The organism is Streptomyces pathocidini, from assembly GCF_001418495.1.
GTDB lineage: Bacteria > Actinomycetota > Actinomycetes > Streptomycetales > Streptomycetaceae > Streptomyces > Streptomyces pathocidini.
In genome coordinates, this window is the sequence record NZ_LIQY01000069.1 from 1 (window position 1) to 18,328 (window position 18,328).

Below are 18,328 nucleotides of genomic sequence, written 5' to 3' on the forward strand. Positions count from 1 at the left end.
CGAGGAGGTCGAGCGGCTGCGCGGCCTCGGCGATGTCATCGACCTCGACGAGGTGCGCGACGTCTACCTCCCGCTCTCCCGGCTGCTCAACCTCTACGTGGGCGCCACCAGCAGCCTCCGCGGCGCGCTCAACACCTTCCTCGGCGACGCCGGCGGCGGCCACGGCTCCCAGCCCGGTACCCCGTTCGTCATCGGCGTCGCCGGCAGCGTGGCCGTCGGAAAGTCCACGACGGCCCGCCTCCTCCAGGCGCTGCTGGCCCGGTGGCCGGAGCACCCGCGCGTGGAGCTGGTCACCACCGACGGGTTCCTGCTGCCCAACGCCGAGCTCCACAGCCGCGGGCTGATGTCCCGCAAGGGCTTTCCGGAATCCTTCGACCGCCGCGCCCTGACCCGCTTCGTCGCCGACGTGAAGTCCGGCAGGGACGAGGTGTCGGCGCCCGTCTACTCGCACCTGATCTACGACATCGTGCCCGGCGAGCGGCTGACCGTGCGCCGCCCCGACATCCTCATCGTGGAGGGCCTCAACGTCCTCCAGCCCGCCCTCCCGGGCAAGGACGGCCGTACGCGCCTGGGGCTCGCGGACTTCTTCGACTTCAGTGTCTACGTGGACGCGAGGACCGAGGACATCGAGCGCTGGTACCTCGGCCGCTTCCGCAAGCTCCGCAAAACCGCTTTCCAGGACCCGTCCTCGTACTTCCGCAAGTACACGCAGGTCTCGGAGGAGGAGGCGCTGGACTACGCGCGGATGATGTGGCGGACCGTCAACCGGCCGAATCTGGAACAGAATGTGGCCCCGACCCGCGGCCGTGCGAACCTGGTGCTGCGCAAGGGCCCGGACCACAAGGTCCAGCGCCTCTCCCTGCGGAAGCTCTGAGGGCGACCGCGGTAGCTCGAGCTCCACCGGAAGCCCGGAACCGACCACCAGAGGAACGCCGACCCGTGCTGCATCTCCGCATGATCGTGCCCGCCGACCGCACGGACGAGGCCGTCGCCTGCATCGAGAAGAGCATCGGCACCACCCACCTCGCCGTACTGCCGGGCGCCGCCCGCGACCCGGTCGGCGACCTGGTGATGTGCGATGTCGCCCGGGAGGTGGCCGACGAACTGCTCGGCGAGCTGGGTGAGTTGGGCATCGAGAAGGACGGCTCGATCTCCGTCGAGAACATCGACCTGTCGCTCTCGCACCGCGCCGACCAGGCCGAGGAGGCGGCCCCCGGCGAAGGCGCGGACGCCGTCCTGTGGGAGCACCTGGCCGAGTCCACGCACGAGGAGTCGACGCTCTCCGTCACCTACCTGGCGTTCCTGGCCGTCGCCACGATGATCGCCGCCTGCGGTGTGGTGCTGGACAACGCGATCCTGATCGTCGGCGCGATGGCGGTGGGCCCGGAGTTCGGCCCGCTCGCCGGGATCTGTACGGCGCTGGTGCAGCGGGCGTCCCGGCTCGCGCTGCGCTCCCTGGTCGCGCTCCTGGTCGGCTTCGCGGTCGCGATGGCGCTGACGGTGGGCTTCAGCCTGATGATGAACGGCTTCAACCTCTTCCACGACTACCAGGTCACGGCCGAGCGCCCGAACACCGGCTTCATCTGGAAGCCCGACATGTTCTCCTTCGTCGTGGCCGTCCTGGCGGGTATCGCCGGGACGCTCTCGCTGACCTCCGCGAAGTCCGGCGCGCTGGTCGGCGTGGCGATCTCGGTGACCACCGTCCCGGCCGCCGCCAACGCGGCCGTCGCCCTCAGCTACGGCGAATACGCGCAGGCCCGCGGCTCCACCGAGCAGCTGCTGCTCAACCTGGCCGGGATCATCCTCGCGGGCACGCTCACGCTGTTCGTGCAGAAGCTCCTCTGGGCGAAGCAGCGCGAGCGCACGGCGAAGGCCGCCGCCCGCAAGGCGACGGCCCAGCCCTAGCCCGTGGCGGGCGTCAAGCCCCGGGGCGCGTCAAGCCCCGGGTCCCGAACCCCGAAGCCCAGGCCCGAACCCCGGGCCCGGACTCCACAGCCCAGGCCCGAACTCCCCTACCCCAGCGCCGACTTCACCGAGTCCGCTAGCCGCCCCGCCACCGAGCGGGCCTGCTCGATGTCCGCCGCCTCGACCATGACCCGTACCAGCGGCTCGGTGCCGGAGGGGCGCAGCAGCACGCGGCCGGTCGAGCCCAGCTCGCGCTCCGCGTCGGCCACGGCCGCCGCCAGCTCCTCGCTCGTCCCGACCCGCGCCCTGTCCACGTCCGGCACGTTGATCAGCACCTGCGGCAGCCGCTCCATGACGCCCGCGAGGTCCGCGAGGCCGCGGCCGGTGGCCGCCACCCGGGCGGCCAGCATGAGGCCGGTGAGGGTGCCGTCGCCGGTCGTGGCGTGGTCGAGGATGATCACGTGGCCGGACTGCTCGCCGCCCAGCGCGTAGCCGTGCTCCTTCATCGCCTCCAGCACGTAGCGGTCGCCGACCGCCGTCTGGACCAGCTCGACGCTCTCGCGCTCCATGGCCAGCTTGAAGCCGAGGTTGGACATGACGGTGCCGACCACGGTGTTCTTCCGCAGGCCCTCGGCCTCGCGCAGCGCGAGCGCCAGCACGGCCAGGATCTGGTCGCCGTCGACCTCGTTGCCCGCCGCGTCCACGGCCAGGCAGCGGTCCGCGTCGCCGTCGTGGGCGATGCCGAGGTCGGCGCCGTTCTCCACGACCGCGTCCTTCAGCAGGTCCAGGTGGGTGGAGCCGCAGCCGTCGTTGATGTTGAGCCCGTCCGGGTCCGCGCCGATCGTGATCACCTCGGCGCCGGCCCGCGCGAACGCCTCCGGCGAGACCCGCGCGGCCGCGCCGTGCGCCTCGTCCAGGACGACTTTCAGCCCGTCGAGGCGGTTGGGGAGTACGCCGATGAGGTGCGCGACGTAGTTGTCGAACCCCTCGTCGTACGTGCGCACCCGGCCCACGCCCGCGCCGGTCGGCCGGTCCCACGGCTCGCCCGACCGGTGCTCCTCGTAGACGGACTCGATGCGGTCCTCCAGCTCGTCCGCGAGCTTGTGCCCGCCGCGCGCGAAGAACTTGATGCCGTTGTCGGGCATCGGGTTGTGGCTGGCGGACAGCATCACGCCGAGGTCGGCGCCCAGCGCGCCGGTGAGATACGCCACCGCCGGGGTGGGCAGCACACCGACGCGCAGGACGTCCACGCCCGCGCTTGCGAGGCCCGCCACGACGGCGGCCTCCAGGAACTCCCCGGACGCGCGGGGATCGCGCCCCACCACCGCGGTGGGCCGATGGCCCTCGAACGTGCCCGCCTCGCCCAGCACGTGCGCCGCCGCGACCGACAGGCCGAGTGCCAGCTCCGCCGTAAGGTCCGCGTTCGCGACGCCGCGCACGCCATCGGTGCCGAAGAGTCGTCCCACTGGTGTCCTCCGAGTTGCTCGAAACTGCCGGCCGCCGGGCGCCAGCGCCTTGTGAACCTGTATACGCCCCAGCCGTCGATAGACGAACGCCCCGGCGGCACGGGTGTGCCGCCGGGGCGTTCGACCGAGGGCGAACGCGGACCGCGCGGGCGGTCGGCGCGCGCCGCTCGATCAGCGCTTGCTGTACTGCGGCGCCTTGCGGGCCTTCTTCAGACCGGCCTTCTTGCGCTCGGTGGCGCGGGCGTCGCGGGTCAGGAAGCCGGCCTTCTTCAGCGGGCCGCGGTTGTTGTCCACGTCCGCCTCGTTCAGCGCGCGGGCGATGCCCAGGCGCAGGGCACCGGCCTGACCGGAGACGCCGCCACCCGAGATGCGGGCGATGACGTCGTAGCGGTCGTCCAGCTCGAGCACCTTGAAGGGCTCGTTGACTTCCTGCTGGTGCACCTTGTTGGGGAAGTACTCCTCAAGGGTGCGACCGTTGATCTTCCACTTGCCGCTGCCCGGGACGATACGGACGCGGGCCACGGCGTTCTTGCGGCGGCCGGTGCCGGCGGCCGGCTGGGGCTCGCCGAAGCGGGACGCGAGCGACTCGGAGGTGTACTCCGACTCGACCTCGACGGTGCTCTCGGTGGTATACTCCTCGACCTCGTCGAGGGGGGTCTCAGCGGTGGTCTCGGCCACGATGCTCCTCAGATTCTCTTCGTCTTAGGGGTGGCCGGGACTACTGCGCGACCTGGGTGATCTCGAACGGGACCGGCTGCTGAGCGCCGTGCGGGTGCTCGGCACCCGCGTAGACCTTCAGCTTCGAGAGCATCTGACGGCCCAGGGTGTTCTTGGGGAGCATGCCCTTGATGGCCTTCTCGACGGCCTTCTCGGGGTTCTTCTCGAGGAGCTCGTCGTAGCGGACGGACCGCAGACCACCCGGGTAGCCGGAGTGGCGGTAGGCCATCTTCTGGGTCCGCTTGTTGCCGGAGAGGTGCACCTTGTCGGCGTTGACGATGATGACGAAGTCACCGGTGTCAACGTGCGGCGCGTAAACCGGCTTGTGCTTGCCCCGGAGAAGGGTGGCGGCCTGGGAGGCCAGACGGCCCAGAACAACGTCGGTGGCGTCGATGACGTGCCACTGACGCGTCACGTCGCCGGGCTTGGGGCTGTACGTACGCACGGTCGTAGCCTTCGCTTCTTCAGTGAGTGTGGTCCTGACAAGGCCACCCGGACGATCACGACAGCCTTCGAGACACTCGGGGACGCAACCCGAGTGCCTACTGCTGGTCATCGGCCCGGTGGACCGGCGTAGCGGCCTCTCACGTGAGAACGAGCAAGCCAATACGCATAACGAACTGGCAGAATACCGGCCCGGCCCCGGACCGGTCAAAACAGGCTCCTGGGGCGGGCTCACCGGATCCTCACGGCCCGCCCACGCGCGGCCCAACTGCCTTTCGTAGGATGCCCGCCATGAGTTTCGGGCAAGGGGGGCCCTTGGGCCCAGGGGACCAGTCGCACACACCGGACTGGGGAGCAATGGCGGACGAGACGGCCGCGCGCAACCGGAAGCGGCGGCTGCTGCTGATCGGCGGCGGCGCGCTGGCGACCGCGGCGGTGGCCGCGATCGTCGCACTGGCCGTGGTCAGCGCGAACGACGCGGACGACAAGCCGGAGACCCTGCCCTCGGCCGCCTCCCTGCCCGCCGAGCCGGACCAGCCCGAGCCCACCTTCTCCGACGTCTCGGTGCCGCCCCCGCCGAACCCGCTCGACTACATCTCCGACCCGAAGAAGGACACCGCGCCGCTCAGCGCGTCCACCCTCTACCCGGGGAGGAAGGCGGCCGGCGGCACCCGCACGTACGCCATGGCCGCCGCCTCCGACTCCACGGACTGCGCGGCCGCCGCCTCCCCCCGCCTGGGCCCGGTGCTCACCGGCAACGGCTGCCGGCGTGTGATCCGGGCGACGTTCCACCAGGGCGGGGTCGCCGTCACCGTCGGCGTCGCGGTTTTCGACTCGCCCGCCCAGGCCGCGAAGGCCAAGCAGAACGCCGCGGGCAACATCCAGCCGCTGGCGGGCGGCGGCGTGCCGGCCTTCTGCCAGGCCACGGCCTGCCGGCTGACCCTCAACTCCGTCGGCCGCTACGCCTACTTCACGGTCGCGGGCTACACCTCGGGCCAGGCGGTGACCACCGCCGACACCCTTGCCCGCCAGGCGGGCAAGGACGTCTCGGACTACACCTTCACCCGGATCCGGACCCGGGGCGAACAGCAGGCCGCGGCAGCGGCCGCGGCCCAGACGTCCCAGTAGCGCGACGCGGCGCCGGCCCAGTGGTGCGACGCCACCCATCCCCCGCGTTCACGTGACATACATCACACGTCCCATTGGTCCACGATCTCCACACTCCCCACGGCCCTGACTCAGCAGCAGCCCGCCCCGCCCGGCGGCAGCGTCCGCTTGTTCCGCGCCGCCAGGTTGCGCGCGGCAAGCTGGTCGTCGGGCGGGTAGCCGACCTCCTCCAGCGTCAGACCGTGCGGACGCACGACGTTGACAGCCGAGTGGCGTACGCGCCCCGCCAGCACCTCGCGCGGAAATCCGGCCGGGCGGTGCCCGTCGCCCACCAGCAGCAGCGCGCCGACCAGGGCGCGCACCATGTTGTGGCAGAAGGCGTCGGCCCGCACGGTCGCGACCGCGAGCCCGGCGTCCTCCTCCCCCGGCCCCGGCCGCTCCCAGTGCAGGTCGAGCAGCTTGCGGATGGTGGTCGCGCCCTCGCGCTTCTTGCAGTACGCGGCGAAGTCGTGCTCGCCGAGCAGCCGCTTGGCCGCGTCGTTCATCAGCTCGACGTCCAACGGCCAGTCGTGCCACAGCACATGGCCGCGGCGCAGCGGATCGACTCCGCCGCGGTGGTCCCCGACCCGGTACGCGTACCGGCGCCAGATCGCGGAGAACCGCGCGTTGAACCCGGCCGGCGCCTCGGCCACCCGCCACACCCGCACGTCGTGCGGCAGCCGCCCCGCGAGCCGCCGCAGCAGCTTCTCGCCGTGCTCGCCCCAGACGTCCTCCGGCAGGTCCACGTGCGCGACCTGCCCCCGCGCGTGCACCCCCGCGTCCGTACGCCCCGCGACGGTCAGCTCCACCGGCTCGGGCAGCCGCAGGACGGTCCGCAGCGCGCTCTCCAACTCGCCCTGGACCGTGCGCCGTTCACGCTGCCGCGCCCAGCCCGAGAAGTCCTTGCCATCGTACGAGAGATCCAGCCGGACCCGTACGGCCCCGGGCTCCACCTCGTCAGTCACCCACAGATCCTCTCCATGCGGAAGGGCCCGCCCCCAGCCGAAGCTGGGTGCGGGCCCGTCCAAGAGCCATCAGCCGGCTCAGGCGTCCTTCGCAGCCTCACCAGCCGCGTCGGCGGCGGGCTCGGCCGGAGCCTCGGCGGCCTCGGTGACCGGGGCCTCGTCGCCCTTGGTCTCCTCGACGGCCTTGGTCTCGGCCTCCTTGACCGCGCGCTTGGTCGCGGCCTCGGCCTCACCGGTGGCCTGCTGGGCCACGGTCAGCGCCTCGACCAGCTCGATGACCGCCATGGGCGCGTTGTCGCCGCGACGGTTACCGATCTTGGTGATCCGGGTGTAGCCACCCGGACGGTTCTCGTAGCGCGGGCCGATCTCCGTGAACAGGGTGTGGACGACACCCTTGTCGCGGACGGTCTGGAGCACCAGACGGCGGTTGTGAAGGTCGCCCTTCTTCGCCTTGGTGATCAGACGCTCGGCCACCGGACGCAGGCGGCGGGCCTTCGCCTCGGTGGTCGTGATCCGGCCGTGCTCGAACAGCGCGGTGGCGAGGTTCGCCAGGATGTGCCGCTCGTGCGAAGCGCTGCCGCCCAGACGGGCGCCCTTGGTGGGCTTCGGCATGGTGTTTCTCCTCGGTGTCTGCACCGGCCGTATCAGGTACCGGTGTCAGGGTCCGTACGGGCTGTTGCCCGCCGGAAGAATCAGTACTGCTCGGTCTCCACGAAACCGGTGTCGCCCTCGTCCTCGGCGCCGAACGCGTCGGCGGCGGCGGTCGGGTCGAATCCGGGCGGGCTGTCCTTGAGGGCCAGGCCCATGCCGGCCAGCTTCGCCTTGACCTCGTCGATCGACTTCGCACCGAAGTTACGGATGTCGAGCAGGTCCGCCTCGGAGCGGGCCACGAGCTCACCCACGGAGTGGATGCCCTCGCGCTTGAGGCAGTTGTACGACCGGACGGTGAGCTCGAGCTCCTCGATCGGCAGCGCCAGGTCGGCAGCCAGGGCGGCGTCCGTCGGGGACGGGCCCATGTCGATGCCCTCGGCGTCGATGTTGAGCTCGCGGGCCAGGCCGAACAGCTCGACCAGGGTCTTGCCGGCCGACGCCATGGCGTCACGCGGCCGCATGGCCTGCTTGGTCTCGACGTCGACGATCAGCTTGTCGAAGTCGGTGCGCTGCTCGACACGGGTCGCCTCGACCTTGTAGGTGACCTTGAGGACCGGCGAGTAGATGGAGTCGACCGGGATGCGGCCGATCTCCTGGCCCACCTGCTTGTTCTGGACGGCGGAGACATAGCCGCGACCGCGCTCGACGGTCAGCTCCATCTCCAGCTTGCCCTTGCCGTTGAGCGTGGCCAGGACCAGGTCCGGGTTGTGCACCTCGACACCGGCCGGCGGGGCGATGTCCGCGGCGGTGACCAGGCCGGGGCCCTGCTTGCGCAGGTACATCACGACCGGCTCGTCGTGCTCCGAGGAGACAACCAGCTGCTTGATGTTGAGGATCAGGTCGGTGACGTCCTCCTTGACGCCCGGCACGGTGGTGAACTCGTGCAGAACGCCGTCGATGCGGATGGACGTGACCGCCGCACCCGGAATCGAGGAGAGGAGCGTACGACGCAGGGAGTTGCCGAGGGTGTAGCCGAAGCCCGGCTCCAGCGGCTCGATCACGAACCGGGAGCGGAACTCGTCGACGACCTCTTCGGTCAACGAAGGACGCTGAGCGATCAGCATGGGGAATTGCCTCCAGTCTTCGGCGCCCGCTATTTGACGCCGAACCCTTCAATGGTACGGGCGGCACGACCCGCGAAGAGGCCGTACCGCCCGTGAGACCGCGGCCCGCCCGAAGTGGTTACTTCGAGTAGAGCTCGACGATCAGCTGCTCCTGCACCTGCGTGTCGATCGCAGGACGCTCGGGCAGCGAGTGCACCAGGATCCGCAGCTTCGAGGGGATCGCCTCCAGCCACGCCGGGACGGTCCTCTCGCCGGCCTCGGCCTGAGCCACCTGGAACGGGGTCATGTTCCGGGAGGACTCGCGGACCTCGATGATGTCGTTCACAGCCACGCGAGCCGACGGGATGTCGGTCTTGCGGCCGTTCACGAGGATGTGGCCGTGGCGGACCAACTGACGGGCGTGGTCACGGGACTTGGCGAAGCCGGCCCGGTAGACCACGTTGTCGAGGCGGGTCTCGAGGATACGCAGCAGATTCTCGCCGGTCTTGCCCTGCTTGCGGTTGGCCTCGCTGTAGTAGCCGCGGAACTGCTTCTCGAGGACACCGTAGATGCGAGCACACTTCTGCTTCTCACGCTTCTGCAGCAGGTACTCGCTGTCCTTGGTGCGCCCGCGTCCGTGCTCACCCGGGGGGTAAGGACGGATCTCGATCGGGCACTTCGCGCTCTCGCACTTGCTCCCCTTGAGGAAGAGCTTCTGCTTCTCCCGACGGCAACGCTTGCAGTCGGCCCCGGTGTAACGCGCCATTGTTGTCTTGTCTCCTACTGGTCGATCAGACGCGGCGGCGCTTGGGCGGGCGGCATCCGTTGTGCGGGGTGGGGGTGACGTCCTGGATCGAACCGACCTCGAGGCCCGTGGCCTGGAGGGAGCGGATCGCGGTCTCACGGCCGGAGCCGGGACCCTTGACGAAGACGTCGACCTTGCGCATGCCGTGCTCCTGCGCGCGGCGGGCGGCCGACTCGGCGGCCATCTGCGCGGCGAAGGGGGTCGACTTGCGCGAGCCCTTGAAGCCGACGTGGCCGGCCGAGGCCCAAGAGATCACGTTCCCGGTCGGGTCGGTGATCGAGACGATCGTGTTGTTGAACGTGCTCTTGATGTGAGCGTGCCCGTGGGCGACGTTCTTCTTCTCCTTGCGGCGCACCTTCTTGGCGCCGGCCGTACGGCTCTTCGGAGGCATTCTGTGGATCTTCTCCCGTGGAGGTGGTCGGTCCTACAGCTCGGACCGCTTGGCAGCGTCCGGTGAGGACTACTTCTTGCCCGGCTTCTTCTTGCCGGCGATCGCGCGACGCGGGCCCTTGCGGGTGCGAGCGTTGGTGCTGGTGCGCTGACCGTGGACGGGCAGGCCACGGCGGTGACGCAGACCCTGGTAGCAGCCGATCTCGACCTTGCGGCGGATGTCGGCCTGGATCTCGCGACGGAGGTCACCCTCGGTCTTGAGGTTGGCGTCCACGTACTCGCGGATCTTGACCAGGTCCTCCTCGGACAGGTCGCGAACGCGGGTGTCGGGGTTCACACCGGTGTTCTCCAGCGTCTCCTGGGCACGGGTGCGCCCGATGCCGAAGACGTAGGTGAGGGCGACCTCCACGCGCTTGTCGCGCGGGAGATCAACGCCTTCAATGCGTGCCACTGATGGCTCCTGATGGCTCTTCGGAGGTCTTCCGCAGCACCGTTCCCGTAGCTGGCTACGAGCCGGGTCCCCGGCCTCCGACCGGGGGTGTCGTCCCCACGCCTGCGCGGGGGGTCGGGTGTCTGCTTATGTACGTGTGTCGCTGTGCGTCGCGCGAAGTAACTGCGAGGTGCAGGTGGTCGGCGTGCGTCAGCCCTGGCGCTGCTTGTGGCGCAGGTTGTCGCAGATGACCATGACCCGGCCGTGGCGGCGGATCACCTTGCACTTGTCGCAGATCTTCTTGACGCTCGGCTTGACCTTCATGGGATCGAGGTTCTCCGGGTCAGTGCCGTCACCCCACGGGAGCGGGGTGCAGGCAAGATCTACTTGTAGCGGTAGACGATGCGGCCGCGCGTCAGGTCGTAGGGAGAGAGCTCCACCACGACCCGGTCGTCGGGAAGGATGCGGATGTAGTGCATCCGCATCTTGCCGCTGATGTGCGCGAGGACTTTGTGACCGTTCTGGAGCTCCACCTTGAACATGGCGTTCGGCAGGGACTCGATCACGGTGCCCTCGATCTCGATGGCACCTTGCTTCTTGGCCACGCTTCGCCCTTCGAATCGGCTACCTTGATCAGCACTCGCAGAACCGCATCCCGCGTACGGGCATACGGATGCACGAGAGCCGACGCATCAGTCTACGTCAGGGCATCGGGAAAGACGAATCGGGCCCTTCAATCTGCCCACCGGGCAAGATCGTTAACCCAGGGGGTCGGGAGCGGCGGTGACGCCGTACTCCGCGAGCTTGGCCTTTCCGCCGTCCACCGCCGTCAGCACCAGCGGCCCCTGCTCGGTCAGCGCGACCGAGTGCTCCCAGTGCGAGGACCAGGTCCCGTCGTCGGTCTTGACGGTCCAGTCGTCCTCAAGCACATGGGTCCGCGGGGTGCCCAGACTTACCATCGGCTCGATCGCGATGCAGAAGCCGGGTACGAGACGGGGGCCGCGACCGCGCTTGCGGTCCACGTAGTTCAGCAGGTGCGGGTCCATGTGCATCTGCGAGCCGATGCCGTGGCCGCCGTAGTCCTCGATGATCCCGTACTTGCCGGTGGCCGGGCGGGGCTGGCGGCGGATGTAGCCCTCGATGGCCTTGGAGATGTCGACCAGCCGGTTGCCCTGCTTCACCGCGGCGATCCCGGACCACATGGACTCCTCGGTGACCCGGCTGAGTTCGAGGAGTTCCGGGGCGTGGCCGCTGCCCACGAAAGCGGTGAAGGCGGCGTCGCCGTGCCAGCCGTCGACGATCGCGCCGGCGTCGATGGAGATGATGTCGCCGTCCTTCAGGACGGTCTCGGCGTCCGGGATGCCGTGCACCACGACCTCGTTGACCGATGTGCAGATGGTGGCCGGAAAGCCGCCGTAGCCAAGGAAGTTGGACTTCGCGCCGTGCTCGGCCAGCACCTTCCGCGCAGCGTCGTCCAGGTCCTTGGTGGTGGCCCCGGGAACCGCGGCCGCACGGCAGGCGGCGTGCACCGCGGCGACCACCAGCCCCGCCTCGCGCATCTTCGCGATCTGCTCGGGGGTCTTGATCTCCACCATGGGCCAGTCTCCGCTTTCCGTCGGTTACGTCCCACAACAGTAACCATCAATTGAGGAACCCCCGTGGCGAGCTACCACCTCCGCGAGAGCGGCGGCGGTTTAGCCGCAAAGAGGGGCCGCGGTGTCCTTGAGGACACCGCGGCCGTCTCCTGAGCGCGCGCGCTCAGGCCGCGTTCTGCCGTAGGGCTTCCATCGCGCGCTGGGTCACCTCGGAGACCTTCCCCAGCGCCGAGATCGTCACGACCAGGCCCTGGGCCTGGTAGTAGTCGATGATCGGCTCGGTCTCGCGGTGGTAGACCTCCAGGCGCCTGCGGACCGTTTCCTCGCTGTCGTCCTCGCGCTGGTACAGCTCACCGCCGCACTCGTCGCACACGCCCTCCACCTTGGGCTTCTTGTACTCCACGTGGAAGGTGTGCGCGCTGTTGCTGCGGCAGGTACGGCGGCCGGCGATCCGCTTGACCACCTCGTCCTCGGGGACCTCCAGGTCCAGCACCGCGTCGAGCGCGATGCCCCGCTCCAGCAGGATCTCGTCCAGCGCCTTGGCCTGGTTGAGGTTCCGCGGGAAGCCGTCGAGCAGAAAGCCCTCGACCGCGTCCGCCTCCTCGAGCCGATCCTTCGCCATCCCGATCGTGACCTCGTCCGGAACCAGCTCGCCCGCGTTCATGTACTGCTTCGCCTGCTCGCCGAGCGGCGTGCCCTGGCTCATGTTGGCGCGGAAGAGGTCGCCCGTGGAGATGTGCGGGATCGACAGGTTCGTGGCGAGGTACGCGGCCTGCGTTCCCTTGCCCGCCCCAGGAGGCCCGACGAGGACGATTCGCATCAGCGGAGGAACCCTTCGTAGTTACGCTGCTGAAGCTGGCTCTCGATCTGCTTCACGGTCTCCAGACCCACACCCACGATGATCAGGATGCTTGTCCCACCGAACGGGAAGTTCTGGTTCGCGCCGAACCCCGCCAACGCCGTTGTCGGCACGAGTGCGATCAAGCCCAGGTACAGCGACCCCGGCCAGGTGATCCGATTGAGCACGTAGCTGAGGTACTCAGCCGTGGGTCGACCAGCCCGGATGCCCGGGATGAAGCCACCATACTTCTTCATGTTGTCCGCGACTTCCTCGGGGTTGAACGAGATGGCCACGTAGAAGAAGGCGAAGAAAACAATGAGCAGGAAGTAGGTGACCATGTAATACGGGTGGTCACCCTTCACGAAGTGCTGGTTGATCCACGTCGCCCAGCCCGACTTCGAGCCGCTGAACTGGACGATCAAGGCCGGAATGTAGAGCAGCGACGAGGCGAAGATGACGGGAATCACACCCGCCTGGTTGACCTTCAGCGGGATGTACGTCGACGTGCCGCCGTAGGACCTGCGGCCGATCATGCGCTTCGCGTACTGCACCGGAATGCGCCGCTGCGCCTGCTCGACGAAGACCACCAGACCCACCATCGCGAGGCCGACCGCGATCACGACGCCGAACTCCAGCCAGCCGTCCATGATCTTGCCCTGCTGCTTGATCGACCAGAGCTGGCCCGGGAAGCCGGCGGCGATCGAGATGAACATCAGGATCGACATGCCGTTGCCGATACCGCGGTCGGTGATCAGCTCACCGAGCCACATGATCAGCGCAGTGCCCGCGGTCATGGTGATGACCATGACGATGGTCGTGAAGATCGACTGGTCCGGGATGATCTGCCCGGCGCGGTCGCACTGCGGGAAGAGGCTTCCGCTCCGGGCGGTGGCCACCAGGCCGGTGCCCTGGAGCACGGCCAGCGCGACGGTCAGATAGCGGGTGTACTGCGTGATCTTCGCCTGGCCGGACTGCCCCTCCTTCTTCAGAGCCTCCAGCCGCGGGATGACCACGGTCAGCAGCTGAAGGATGATGCTCGCCGTGATGTACGGCATGATGCCGAGCGCGAAGATCGTGATCTGCAGCAGCGCGCCGCCACTGAACATGTTGACCAGGCCGAACAGCCCCTGGCTGCCCTCGGCCTGCTTCATGCAGTAGTTGACGTTCGGATAGCTGACGCCGGGGATCGGGACGTGCGCCCCGAGCCGGAACAGCACAATGATGCCGAGCGTGAACAGCAGCTTCTTGCGCAGGTCGGGCGTCTTGAACGCCCGGGCGAACGCGGTGAGCACGGTGCCTCCTGCGACCCCCGCGTATCGGCGCGTGAGGTGACGGTCTGGAAAACGACGACGGGTAAGTAATCAGTCAAAAGCCGCGCAGACACTGTCCGCACGGCCGGCCCGGGATGGCCCCCGGAAAATACAGCACGATGCACGCCACCATACCGGCGTACCTGCCCGGCTTGGAACGACCAACCGGGGATGCCCCATTAAGAGGCATCCCCGGTTGATTGAATCATCGGGCTCAGACGAGCTCGGTGACGGTGCCGCCGGCGGCGGTGATCTTCTCCTTAGCGGAGCCGGAGACGGCGTCGACCGTCACCTGCAGCGCCACGGAGACCTCGCCGGAGCCGAGCACCTTGACGAGCTGGTTCTTGCGAACCGCGCCCTTGGCCACCAGGTCCGCGACCGTGACCTCGCCACCCTGCGGGTAGAGCGCGGCCAGCTTGTCGAGGTTCACGACCTGGTACTCGGTCTTGAACGGGTTCTTGAAGCCCTTGAGCTTCGGGAGGCGCATGTGGAGGGGCATCTGCCCACCCTCGAAGCGCTCCGGAACCTGGTAGCGGGCCTTGGTGCCCTTGGTGCCACGACCAGCGGTCTTACCCTTGGACGCCTCACCACGACCCACACGGGTCTTGGCGGTCTTGGCGCCCGGGGCGGGCCGGAGGTTGTGGACCTTCAGCGGGTTCTGCTCCGCCATGTCAGTCGACCTCCTCGACCGTCACGAGGTGCCGCACGGTGTTGGCCATGCCGCGGATCTCGGGGCGGTCCTCCTTGACGACCACGTCGTTGATCTTCTTCAGACCAAGCGAGCGCAGCGTGTCACGGTGGTTCTGCTTGCTGCCGATGTACGACTTCGTCTGCGTGATCTTCAGGCGAGCCATTACGCACCCACCCCGGCACGCGCCCGCAGCAGAGCCGCGGGGGCGACGTCCTCGAGCGGCAGACCGCGGCGGGCGGCGATCTCCTCGGGCCGCTGCAGGCCCCGGAGCGCCTCCACCGTGGCGTGCACGATGTTGATCGGGTTCGACGAGCCGAGCGACTTGCTCAGCACGTCGTGGATGCCCGCGCACTCCAGCACGGCGCGCACCGGGCCACCGGCGATCACACCGGTACCGGGGGAAGCCGGCTTGAGCAGGACGACGCCCGCGGCCTTCTCGCCCTGGATGGGGTGCGGGATGGTGCCCTGGATCCGGGGGACCTTGAAGAAGTGCTTCTTGGCCTCCTCCACACCCTTGGCGATGGCGGCCGGCACCTCCTTGGCCTTGCCGTATCCGACACCCACGGTGCCGTCACCGTCGCCCACCACGACCAGCGCGGTGAAGCTGAAGCGACGACCACCCTTCACAACCTTGGCGACGCGGTTGATCGCGACAACGCGCTCAACGTACGCGGTCTTCTCGGCGGCAGCTGCGCCGCCGTCACGGCCCTTCCGGTCCCGCCGCTCGCCGCCACCGGCGCCGCCACCGCGGCGCTGGGGTCCAGCCATTGGATTACCTCTCCTCGTTTACGTCCGCTTACCGGAACCGGCTCAGAACCTGAGCCCGGCCTCGCGGGCGGCGTCGGCCAGAGCGGCGATGCGCCCGGCGTACTTGTTGCCACCGCGGTCGAACACGACGGCCTCGACTCCGGCGGCCTTGGCACGCTCGGCGACCAGGGCGCCGACCTGCTGCGCCTGGGCGCTCTTGTCGCCCTCGCCACCGCGGATGGAAGCGTCCAGGGTCGACGCGGACGCGAGCGTGTGGCCCGCGATGTCGTCGATGACCTGGGCCACCATGTGACGGTTGGAGCGCGTCACGACCAGGCGCGGACGCTCCGGCGTACCGTTGATCCGCTTGCGGACGCGGATGTGGCGACGCTTGAGAGCAGCGCCCTTGTAGGCCTTGCCCTTGGCGATCTTCACACCGTATGCCATGGCTTACTTACCAGCCTTTCCGACCTTGCGGCGGATGACCTCGCCCGCGTACTTCACGCCCTTGGCCTTGTACGGGTCGGGCTTGCGCAGCTTGCGGATGTTCGCGGCGACCTCGCCGACCTTCTGCTTGTCGATGCCCTCAACGCTGAGCTTGGTGGGCGACTCGACCTTGAAGGTGATGCCTTCCGGCGCCTCAACGAGGATCGGGTGGCTGTAGCCCAGCGAGAACTCCAGGTTGGAGCCCTTCGCCTGGACGCGGTAACCGACACCGCTGATCTCGAGCGCCTTGCTGTAACCCGCGGTCACGCCGGTGATCATGTTCGCCACCAGCGTGCGGGACAGGCCGTGGAGGGCCTTGTTCTGACGCTCGTCGTTCGGGCGCGTGACGGCGATGACGCCGTCCTCACCCCGGGTGACCTCGATCGGCGCGGCAACGGTGTGGGAGAGGGAGCCCTTGGGGCCCTTCACCGAAACCGTCCGGCCATCGATGGTGACGTCCACACCGGCGGGAACCTGGATGGGCAGCTTGCCAATACGCGACATGAGCTTTTCCTCCGTTCCCGACTACCAGACGTAGGCGAGGACTTCCCCACCCACGCCCTTCTTCTGCGCCTGCTTGTCGGTGAGGAGCCCGTGGGAAGTGGAGATGATCGCCACGCCCAGGCCGCCGAGCACCTTCGGCAGGTTGGTGGACTTTGCGTAGACCCGCAGACCCGGCTTCGAAATCCGCTTGATGCCGGCGATCGAGCGCTCGCGGTTGGGGCCGAACTTCAGCTCGAGGACGAGGTTCTTGCCGACCTCGGCGTCCTCGGTCTTCCAGCCGGTGATGAAGCCCTCCTGCTGGAGGATCTCCGCGATGTGCGACTTGATCTTGCTGTGCGGCATCGACACGGAGTCGTGGTATGCCGAGTTCGCGTTTCGCAGACGCGTCAACATGTCTGCGATCGGATCGGTCATGGTCATGTGATGGCCTTCGGCCTCTCTCGCCGGGGTTTCCCTATCTGCGCCATCCCTCTCCCCGATCGGAGTCGGGACGGGTGCGGCGCGGGGGACCTACGGCGTAGTAAGCGACTTCTTGCGGGCGGTGCCCGCGGGCGGTCACGGGCGACGGGCGCCCAACCCCACAAGTTTACGTGATGTGGAGGTGGGCTCCCGCCGTCCGGTTGCTTACCGAGAGCCCTGGCTGTCCCGAACTACGGGATTACCAGGAGCTCTTGGTCACGCCCGGCAGCTCGCCGCGGTGAGCCATCTCACGAAGGCACACACGGCAGAGGCCGAACTTGCGGTAGACGGAGTGGGGCCGGCCGCAGCGCTGGCAGCGGGTGTACGCGCGCACACCGAACTTCGGCTTGCGGGCGGCCTTAGCGATCAGAGCCTTCTTCGCCACGGTCAGTTCTCCTTGAACGGGAAGCCGAGGTGACGAAGCAGGGCGCGGCCCTCGTCGTCGTTGGTCGCCGTGGTGACCACGGTGATGTCCATGCCCCGGACCCGGTCGATCTTGTCCTGGTCGATCTCGTGGAACATGACCTGCTCCGTGAGACCGAAGGTGTAGTTGCCGCGGCCGTCGAACTGCTTCGGCGACAGACCGCGGAAGTCGCGGATGCGCGGGAGCGCGAGCGACAGCAGACGGTCCAGGAACTCCCACATGCGGTCACCGCGGAGGGTGACGTGGGCACCGATCGGCTGGCCCTCGCGCAGCTTGAACTGCGCGATGGACTTACGGGCCTTGGTGACGGCCGGCTTCTGGCCGGTGATCGTGGTGAGGTCGCGGATGGCGCCCTCGATCAGCTTGGAGTCGCGGGCGGCGTCGCCCACACCCATGTTGACCACGATCTTGCTCAGACCGGGGATCTGCATGACGTTCTCGTACGAGAACTCGTCCTTCAGCTTCCCGGCGATCTCTTCGCGGTAGCGCTGCTTGAGGCGCGGTGCGTTGGTGGTGGCAGTCATCAGATGTCCTCACCGGTCCGCTTGGCAACGCGGATCTTGTTGCCCTCGTCGTCGAAGCGGTATCCGACGCGGGTGACGACCTTGTTGCCGTCCTTCTCCACCACGAGCTGAACGTTGCTCACGTGGATGGGGGCCTCGGTCGTCACGATGCCGCCGGTCTTCGAGCCACGAGCGGTCTGGCCGGCCTTGGTGTGCTTCTTGACCCGGTTGACACCCTCGACCAGGACGCGGTCCTCGCGGGGGAAGGCCTGAATGACCTTGCCCTGCTTGCCCTTGTCCTTACCGGTGATGACCTGGACCAGGTCGCCCTTCTTGATCTTCATCGGTTACAGCACCTCCGGCGCGAGCGAGATGATCTTCATGAACTTCTTCTCGCGCAGCTCACGGCCCACCGGGCCGAAGATACGGGTGCCGCGGGGGTCGCCATCGTTCTTGAGGATGACGGCCGCGTTCTCGTCGAAGCGGATGTACGAGCCATCGGGGCGGCGGCGCTCCTTGACGGTGCGCACGATGACCGCCTTGATGACGTCACCCTTCTTCACGTTGCCACCGGGGATCGCGTCCTTGACGGTGGCGACGATGACGTCACCGATGCCCGCGTAGCGGCGACCGGAACCACCGAGAACACGGATGCAAAGGATCTCCTTCGCACCAGTGTTGTCGGCGACGCGCAGTCGCGACTCCTGCTGGATCACGTCTATCTCCTGATCGTCTGCCGGTTCCCGGCAGGGGCTTCAGCTGCTGCTGCGGCCCCTGCCGAGCCTGGCGGAACCTGCCCTGAAGGC

General features: G+C 68.4%; 27 protein-coding genes. 3 read left to right on the forward strand and 24 right to left on the reverse strand.

Going from position 1 to position 18,328, the window contains the following annotated elements; all coding sequences use genetic code 11:
• Positions 1-874: type I pantothenate kinase (gene coaA, locus AOK16_RS04480; RefSeq protein ID WP_055470906.1), on the forward strand; the 874-nt coding region annotated here is incomplete at its 5' end.
• A 65-nt stretch (positions 875-939) separates the two neighbouring features.
• Positions 940-1,905: a DUF389 domain-containing protein gene (locus tag AOK16_RS04485; protein WP_055470907.1), complete on the forward strand. Its 966-nt coding sequence runs from the start codon at positions 940-942 to the stop codon at positions 1,903-1,905.
• A gap of 107 nt (positions 1,906-2,012) precedes the next feature.
• On the opposite strand, the gene glmM is transcribed toward AOK16_RS04485, so the two are convergent.
• The 3 genes from glmM to rplM form a co-directional block, all read right to left on the reverse strand.
• The gene (gene glmM / locus AOK16_RS04490; protein ID WP_055470908.1) at positions 2,013-3,371 is read right to left on the reverse strand and encodes a phosphoglucosamine mutase; all 1,359 of its coding nucleotides are present in this window, start codon (positions 3,369-3,371) and stop codon (positions 2,013-2,015) included.
• Positions 3,372-3,542: 171 nt separating this feature from the next.
• Positions 3,543-4,049, reverse strand: a complete 507-nt coding sequence (gene rpsI, locus AOK16_RS04495; protein WP_055470909.1) for a 30S ribosomal protein S9 — start codon at positions 4,047-4,049, stop codon at positions 3,543-3,545.
• A 40-nt stretch (positions 4,050-4,089) separates the two neighbouring features.
• Entirely contained in the window at positions 4,090-4,533 is a 444-nt protein-coding gene (gene rplM, locus AOK16_RS04500; protein ID WP_055470910.1) for a 50S ribosomal protein L13, read from the reverse strand.
• A gap of 356 nt (positions 4,534-4,889) precedes the next feature.
• Here rplM and AOK16_RS04505 point away from each other — a divergent pair, with 356 nt between their 5' ends.
• Positions 4,890-5,660, forward strand: coding sequence for a hypothetical protein (locus AOK16_RS04505; protein WP_338058471.1), 771 nt, complete (start codon positions 4,890-4,892; stop codon positions 5,658-5,660).
• A 110-nt stretch (positions 5,661-5,770) separates the two neighbouring features.
• On the opposite strand, the gene truA is transcribed toward AOK16_RS04505, so the two are convergent.
• From truA to rplN, 21 genes are all read right to left on the reverse strand, one after another.
• The gene (truA, locus tag AOK16_RS04510) at positions 5,771-6,643 is read right to left on the reverse strand and encodes a tRNA pseudouridine(38-40) synthase TruA (RefSeq protein ID WP_055470912.1); all 873 of its coding nucleotides are present in this window, start codon (positions 6,641-6,643) and stop codon (positions 5,771-5,773) included.
• A gap of 78 nt (positions 6,644-6,721) precedes the next feature.
• Positions 6,722-7,255: a 50S ribosomal protein L17 gene (rplQ, locus tag AOK16_RS04515; protein WP_055470913.1), complete on the reverse strand. Its 534-nt coding sequence runs from the start codon at positions 7,253-7,255 to the stop codon at positions 6,722-6,724.
• Positions 7,256-7,335: 80 nt separating this feature from the next.
• Positions 7,336-8,358: a DNA-directed RNA polymerase subunit alpha gene (locus AOK16_RS04520; RefSeq protein WP_055470914.1), complete on the reverse strand. Its 1,023-nt coding sequence runs from the start codon at positions 8,356-8,358 to the stop codon at positions 7,336-7,338.
• 118 nt (positions 8,359-8,476) lie between these two features.
• A complete protein-coding gene (gene rpsD / locus AOK16_RS04525) occupies positions 8,477-9,103 on the reverse strand; it encodes a 30S ribosomal protein S4 (protein WP_055470915.1) in 627 nt (208 codons plus the stop codon).
• Positions 9,104-9,128: 25 nt separating this feature from the next.
• Positions 9,129-9,533 carry a 30S ribosomal protein S11 gene (gene rpsK, locus AOK16_RS04530; protein ID WP_009715860.1) on the reverse strand — a complete coding sequence of 135 codons (405 nt, stop codon included), beginning with the start codon at positions 9,531-9,533 and terminating at the stop codon, positions 9,129-9,131.
• A 69-nt stretch (positions 9,534-9,602) separates the two neighbouring features.
• Positions 9,603-9,983 (reverse strand): 30S ribosomal protein S13, encoded by a 381-nt coding sequence (gene rpsM / locus AOK16_RS04535; RefSeq protein WP_055470916.1) that lies wholly within the window; start codon positions 9,981-9,983, stop codon positions 9,603-9,605.
• 189 nt (positions 9,984-10,172) lie between these two features.
• Positions 10,173-10,286, reverse strand: a complete 114-nt coding sequence (rpmJ, locus tag AOK16_RS04540) for a 50S ribosomal protein L36 (protein WP_003956441.1) — start codon at positions 10,284-10,286, stop codon at positions 10,173-10,175.
• A gap of 59 nt (positions 10,287-10,345) precedes the next feature.
• Positions 10,346-10,567 carry a translation initiation factor IF-1 gene (infA, locus tag AOK16_RS04545; protein ID WP_003956442.1) on the reverse strand — a complete coding sequence of 74 codons (222 nt, stop codon included), beginning with the start codon at positions 10,565-10,567 and terminating at the stop codon, positions 10,346-10,348.
• A 153-nt stretch (positions 10,568-10,720) separates the two neighbouring features.
• Positions 10,721-11,557, reverse strand: a complete 837-nt coding sequence (gene map, locus AOK16_RS04550) for a type I methionyl aminopeptidase (RefSeq protein WP_055470917.1) — start codon at positions 11,555-11,557, stop codon at positions 10,721-10,723.
• A 163-nt stretch (positions 11,558-11,720) separates the two neighbouring features.
• A complete protein-coding gene (locus AOK16_RS04555; RefSeq protein WP_055470918.1) occupies positions 11,721-12,377 on the reverse strand; it encodes an adenylate kinase in 657 nt (218 codons plus the stop codon).
• Positions 12,377-13,690: a preprotein translocase subunit SecY gene (gene secY / locus AOK16_RS04560; protein WP_055470919.1), complete on the reverse strand. Its 1,314-nt coding sequence runs from the start codon at positions 13,688-13,690 to the stop codon at positions 12,377-12,379. The genes AOK16_RS04555 and secY overlap by 1 nt, the downstream gene beginning before the upstream one ends.
• A gap of 232 nt (positions 13,691-13,922) precedes the next feature.
• Complete coding sequence (gene rplO, locus AOK16_RS04565) at positions 13,923-14,378, reverse strand: 50S ribosomal protein L15 (RefSeq protein WP_055470920.1); 456 nt, start codon at positions 14,376-14,378, stop codon at positions 13,923-13,925.
• 1 nt (position 14,379) lies between these two features.
• Positions 14,380-14,562: a 50S ribosomal protein L30 gene (rpmD, locus tag AOK16_RS04570; RefSeq protein WP_055470921.1), complete on the reverse strand. Its 183-nt coding sequence runs from the start codon at positions 14,560-14,562 to the stop codon at positions 14,380-14,382.
• Positions 14,562-15,167 (reverse strand): 30S ribosomal protein S5, encoded by a 606-nt coding sequence (gene rpsE / locus AOK16_RS04575; RefSeq protein ID WP_055470922.1) that lies wholly within the window; start codon positions 15,165-15,167, stop codon positions 14,562-14,564. Before rpsE ends, rpmD begins: the two co-directional genes overlap by 1 nt.
• A 42-nt stretch (positions 15,168-15,209) precedes the next feature.
• Positions 15,210-15,593, reverse strand: a complete 384-nt coding sequence (gene rplR / locus AOK16_RS04580) for a 50S ribosomal protein L18 (RefSeq protein ID WP_055470923.1) — start codon at positions 15,591-15,593, stop codon at positions 15,210-15,212.
• Between the two features lie 3 nt (positions 15,594-15,596).
• Positions 15,597-16,136: a 50S ribosomal protein L6 gene (rplF, locus tag AOK16_RS04585; RefSeq protein ID WP_055470924.1), complete on the reverse strand. Its 540-nt coding sequence runs from the start codon at positions 16,134-16,136 to the stop codon at positions 15,597-15,599.
• A 21-nt stretch (positions 16,137-16,157) separates the two neighbouring features.
• Entirely contained in the window at positions 16,158-16,556 is a 399-nt protein-coding gene (rpsH, locus tag AOK16_RS04590; protein ID WP_055470925.1) for a 30S ribosomal protein S8, read from the reverse strand.
• Positions 16,557-16,794: 238 nt separating this feature from the next.
• Positions 16,795-16,980, reverse strand: a complete 186-nt coding sequence (locus tag AOK16_RS04595; RefSeq protein WP_003956452.1) for a type Z 30S ribosomal protein S14 — start codon at positions 16,978-16,980, stop codon at positions 16,795-16,797.
• A gap of 2 nt (positions 16,981-16,982) precedes the next feature.
• Positions 16,983-17,543, reverse strand: a complete 561-nt coding sequence (rplE, locus tag AOK16_RS04600; RefSeq protein WP_055470926.1) for a 50S ribosomal protein L5 — start codon at positions 17,541-17,543, stop codon at positions 16,983-16,985.
• The gene (gene rplX / locus AOK16_RS04605) at positions 17,543-17,866 is read right to left on the reverse strand and encodes a 50S ribosomal protein L24 (RefSeq protein ID WP_030062892.1); all 324 of its coding nucleotides are present in this window, start codon (positions 17,864-17,866) and stop codon (positions 17,543-17,545) included. The genes rplE and rplX overlap by 1 nt, the downstream gene beginning before the upstream one ends.
• Before the next feature lie 3 nt (positions 17,867-17,869).
• Entirely contained in the window at positions 17,870-18,238 is a 369-nt protein-coding gene (rplN, locus tag AOK16_RS04610) for a 50S ribosomal protein L14 (protein ID WP_003992364.1), read from the reverse strand.
• Positions 18,239-18,328: the final 90 nt, after the last annotated feature.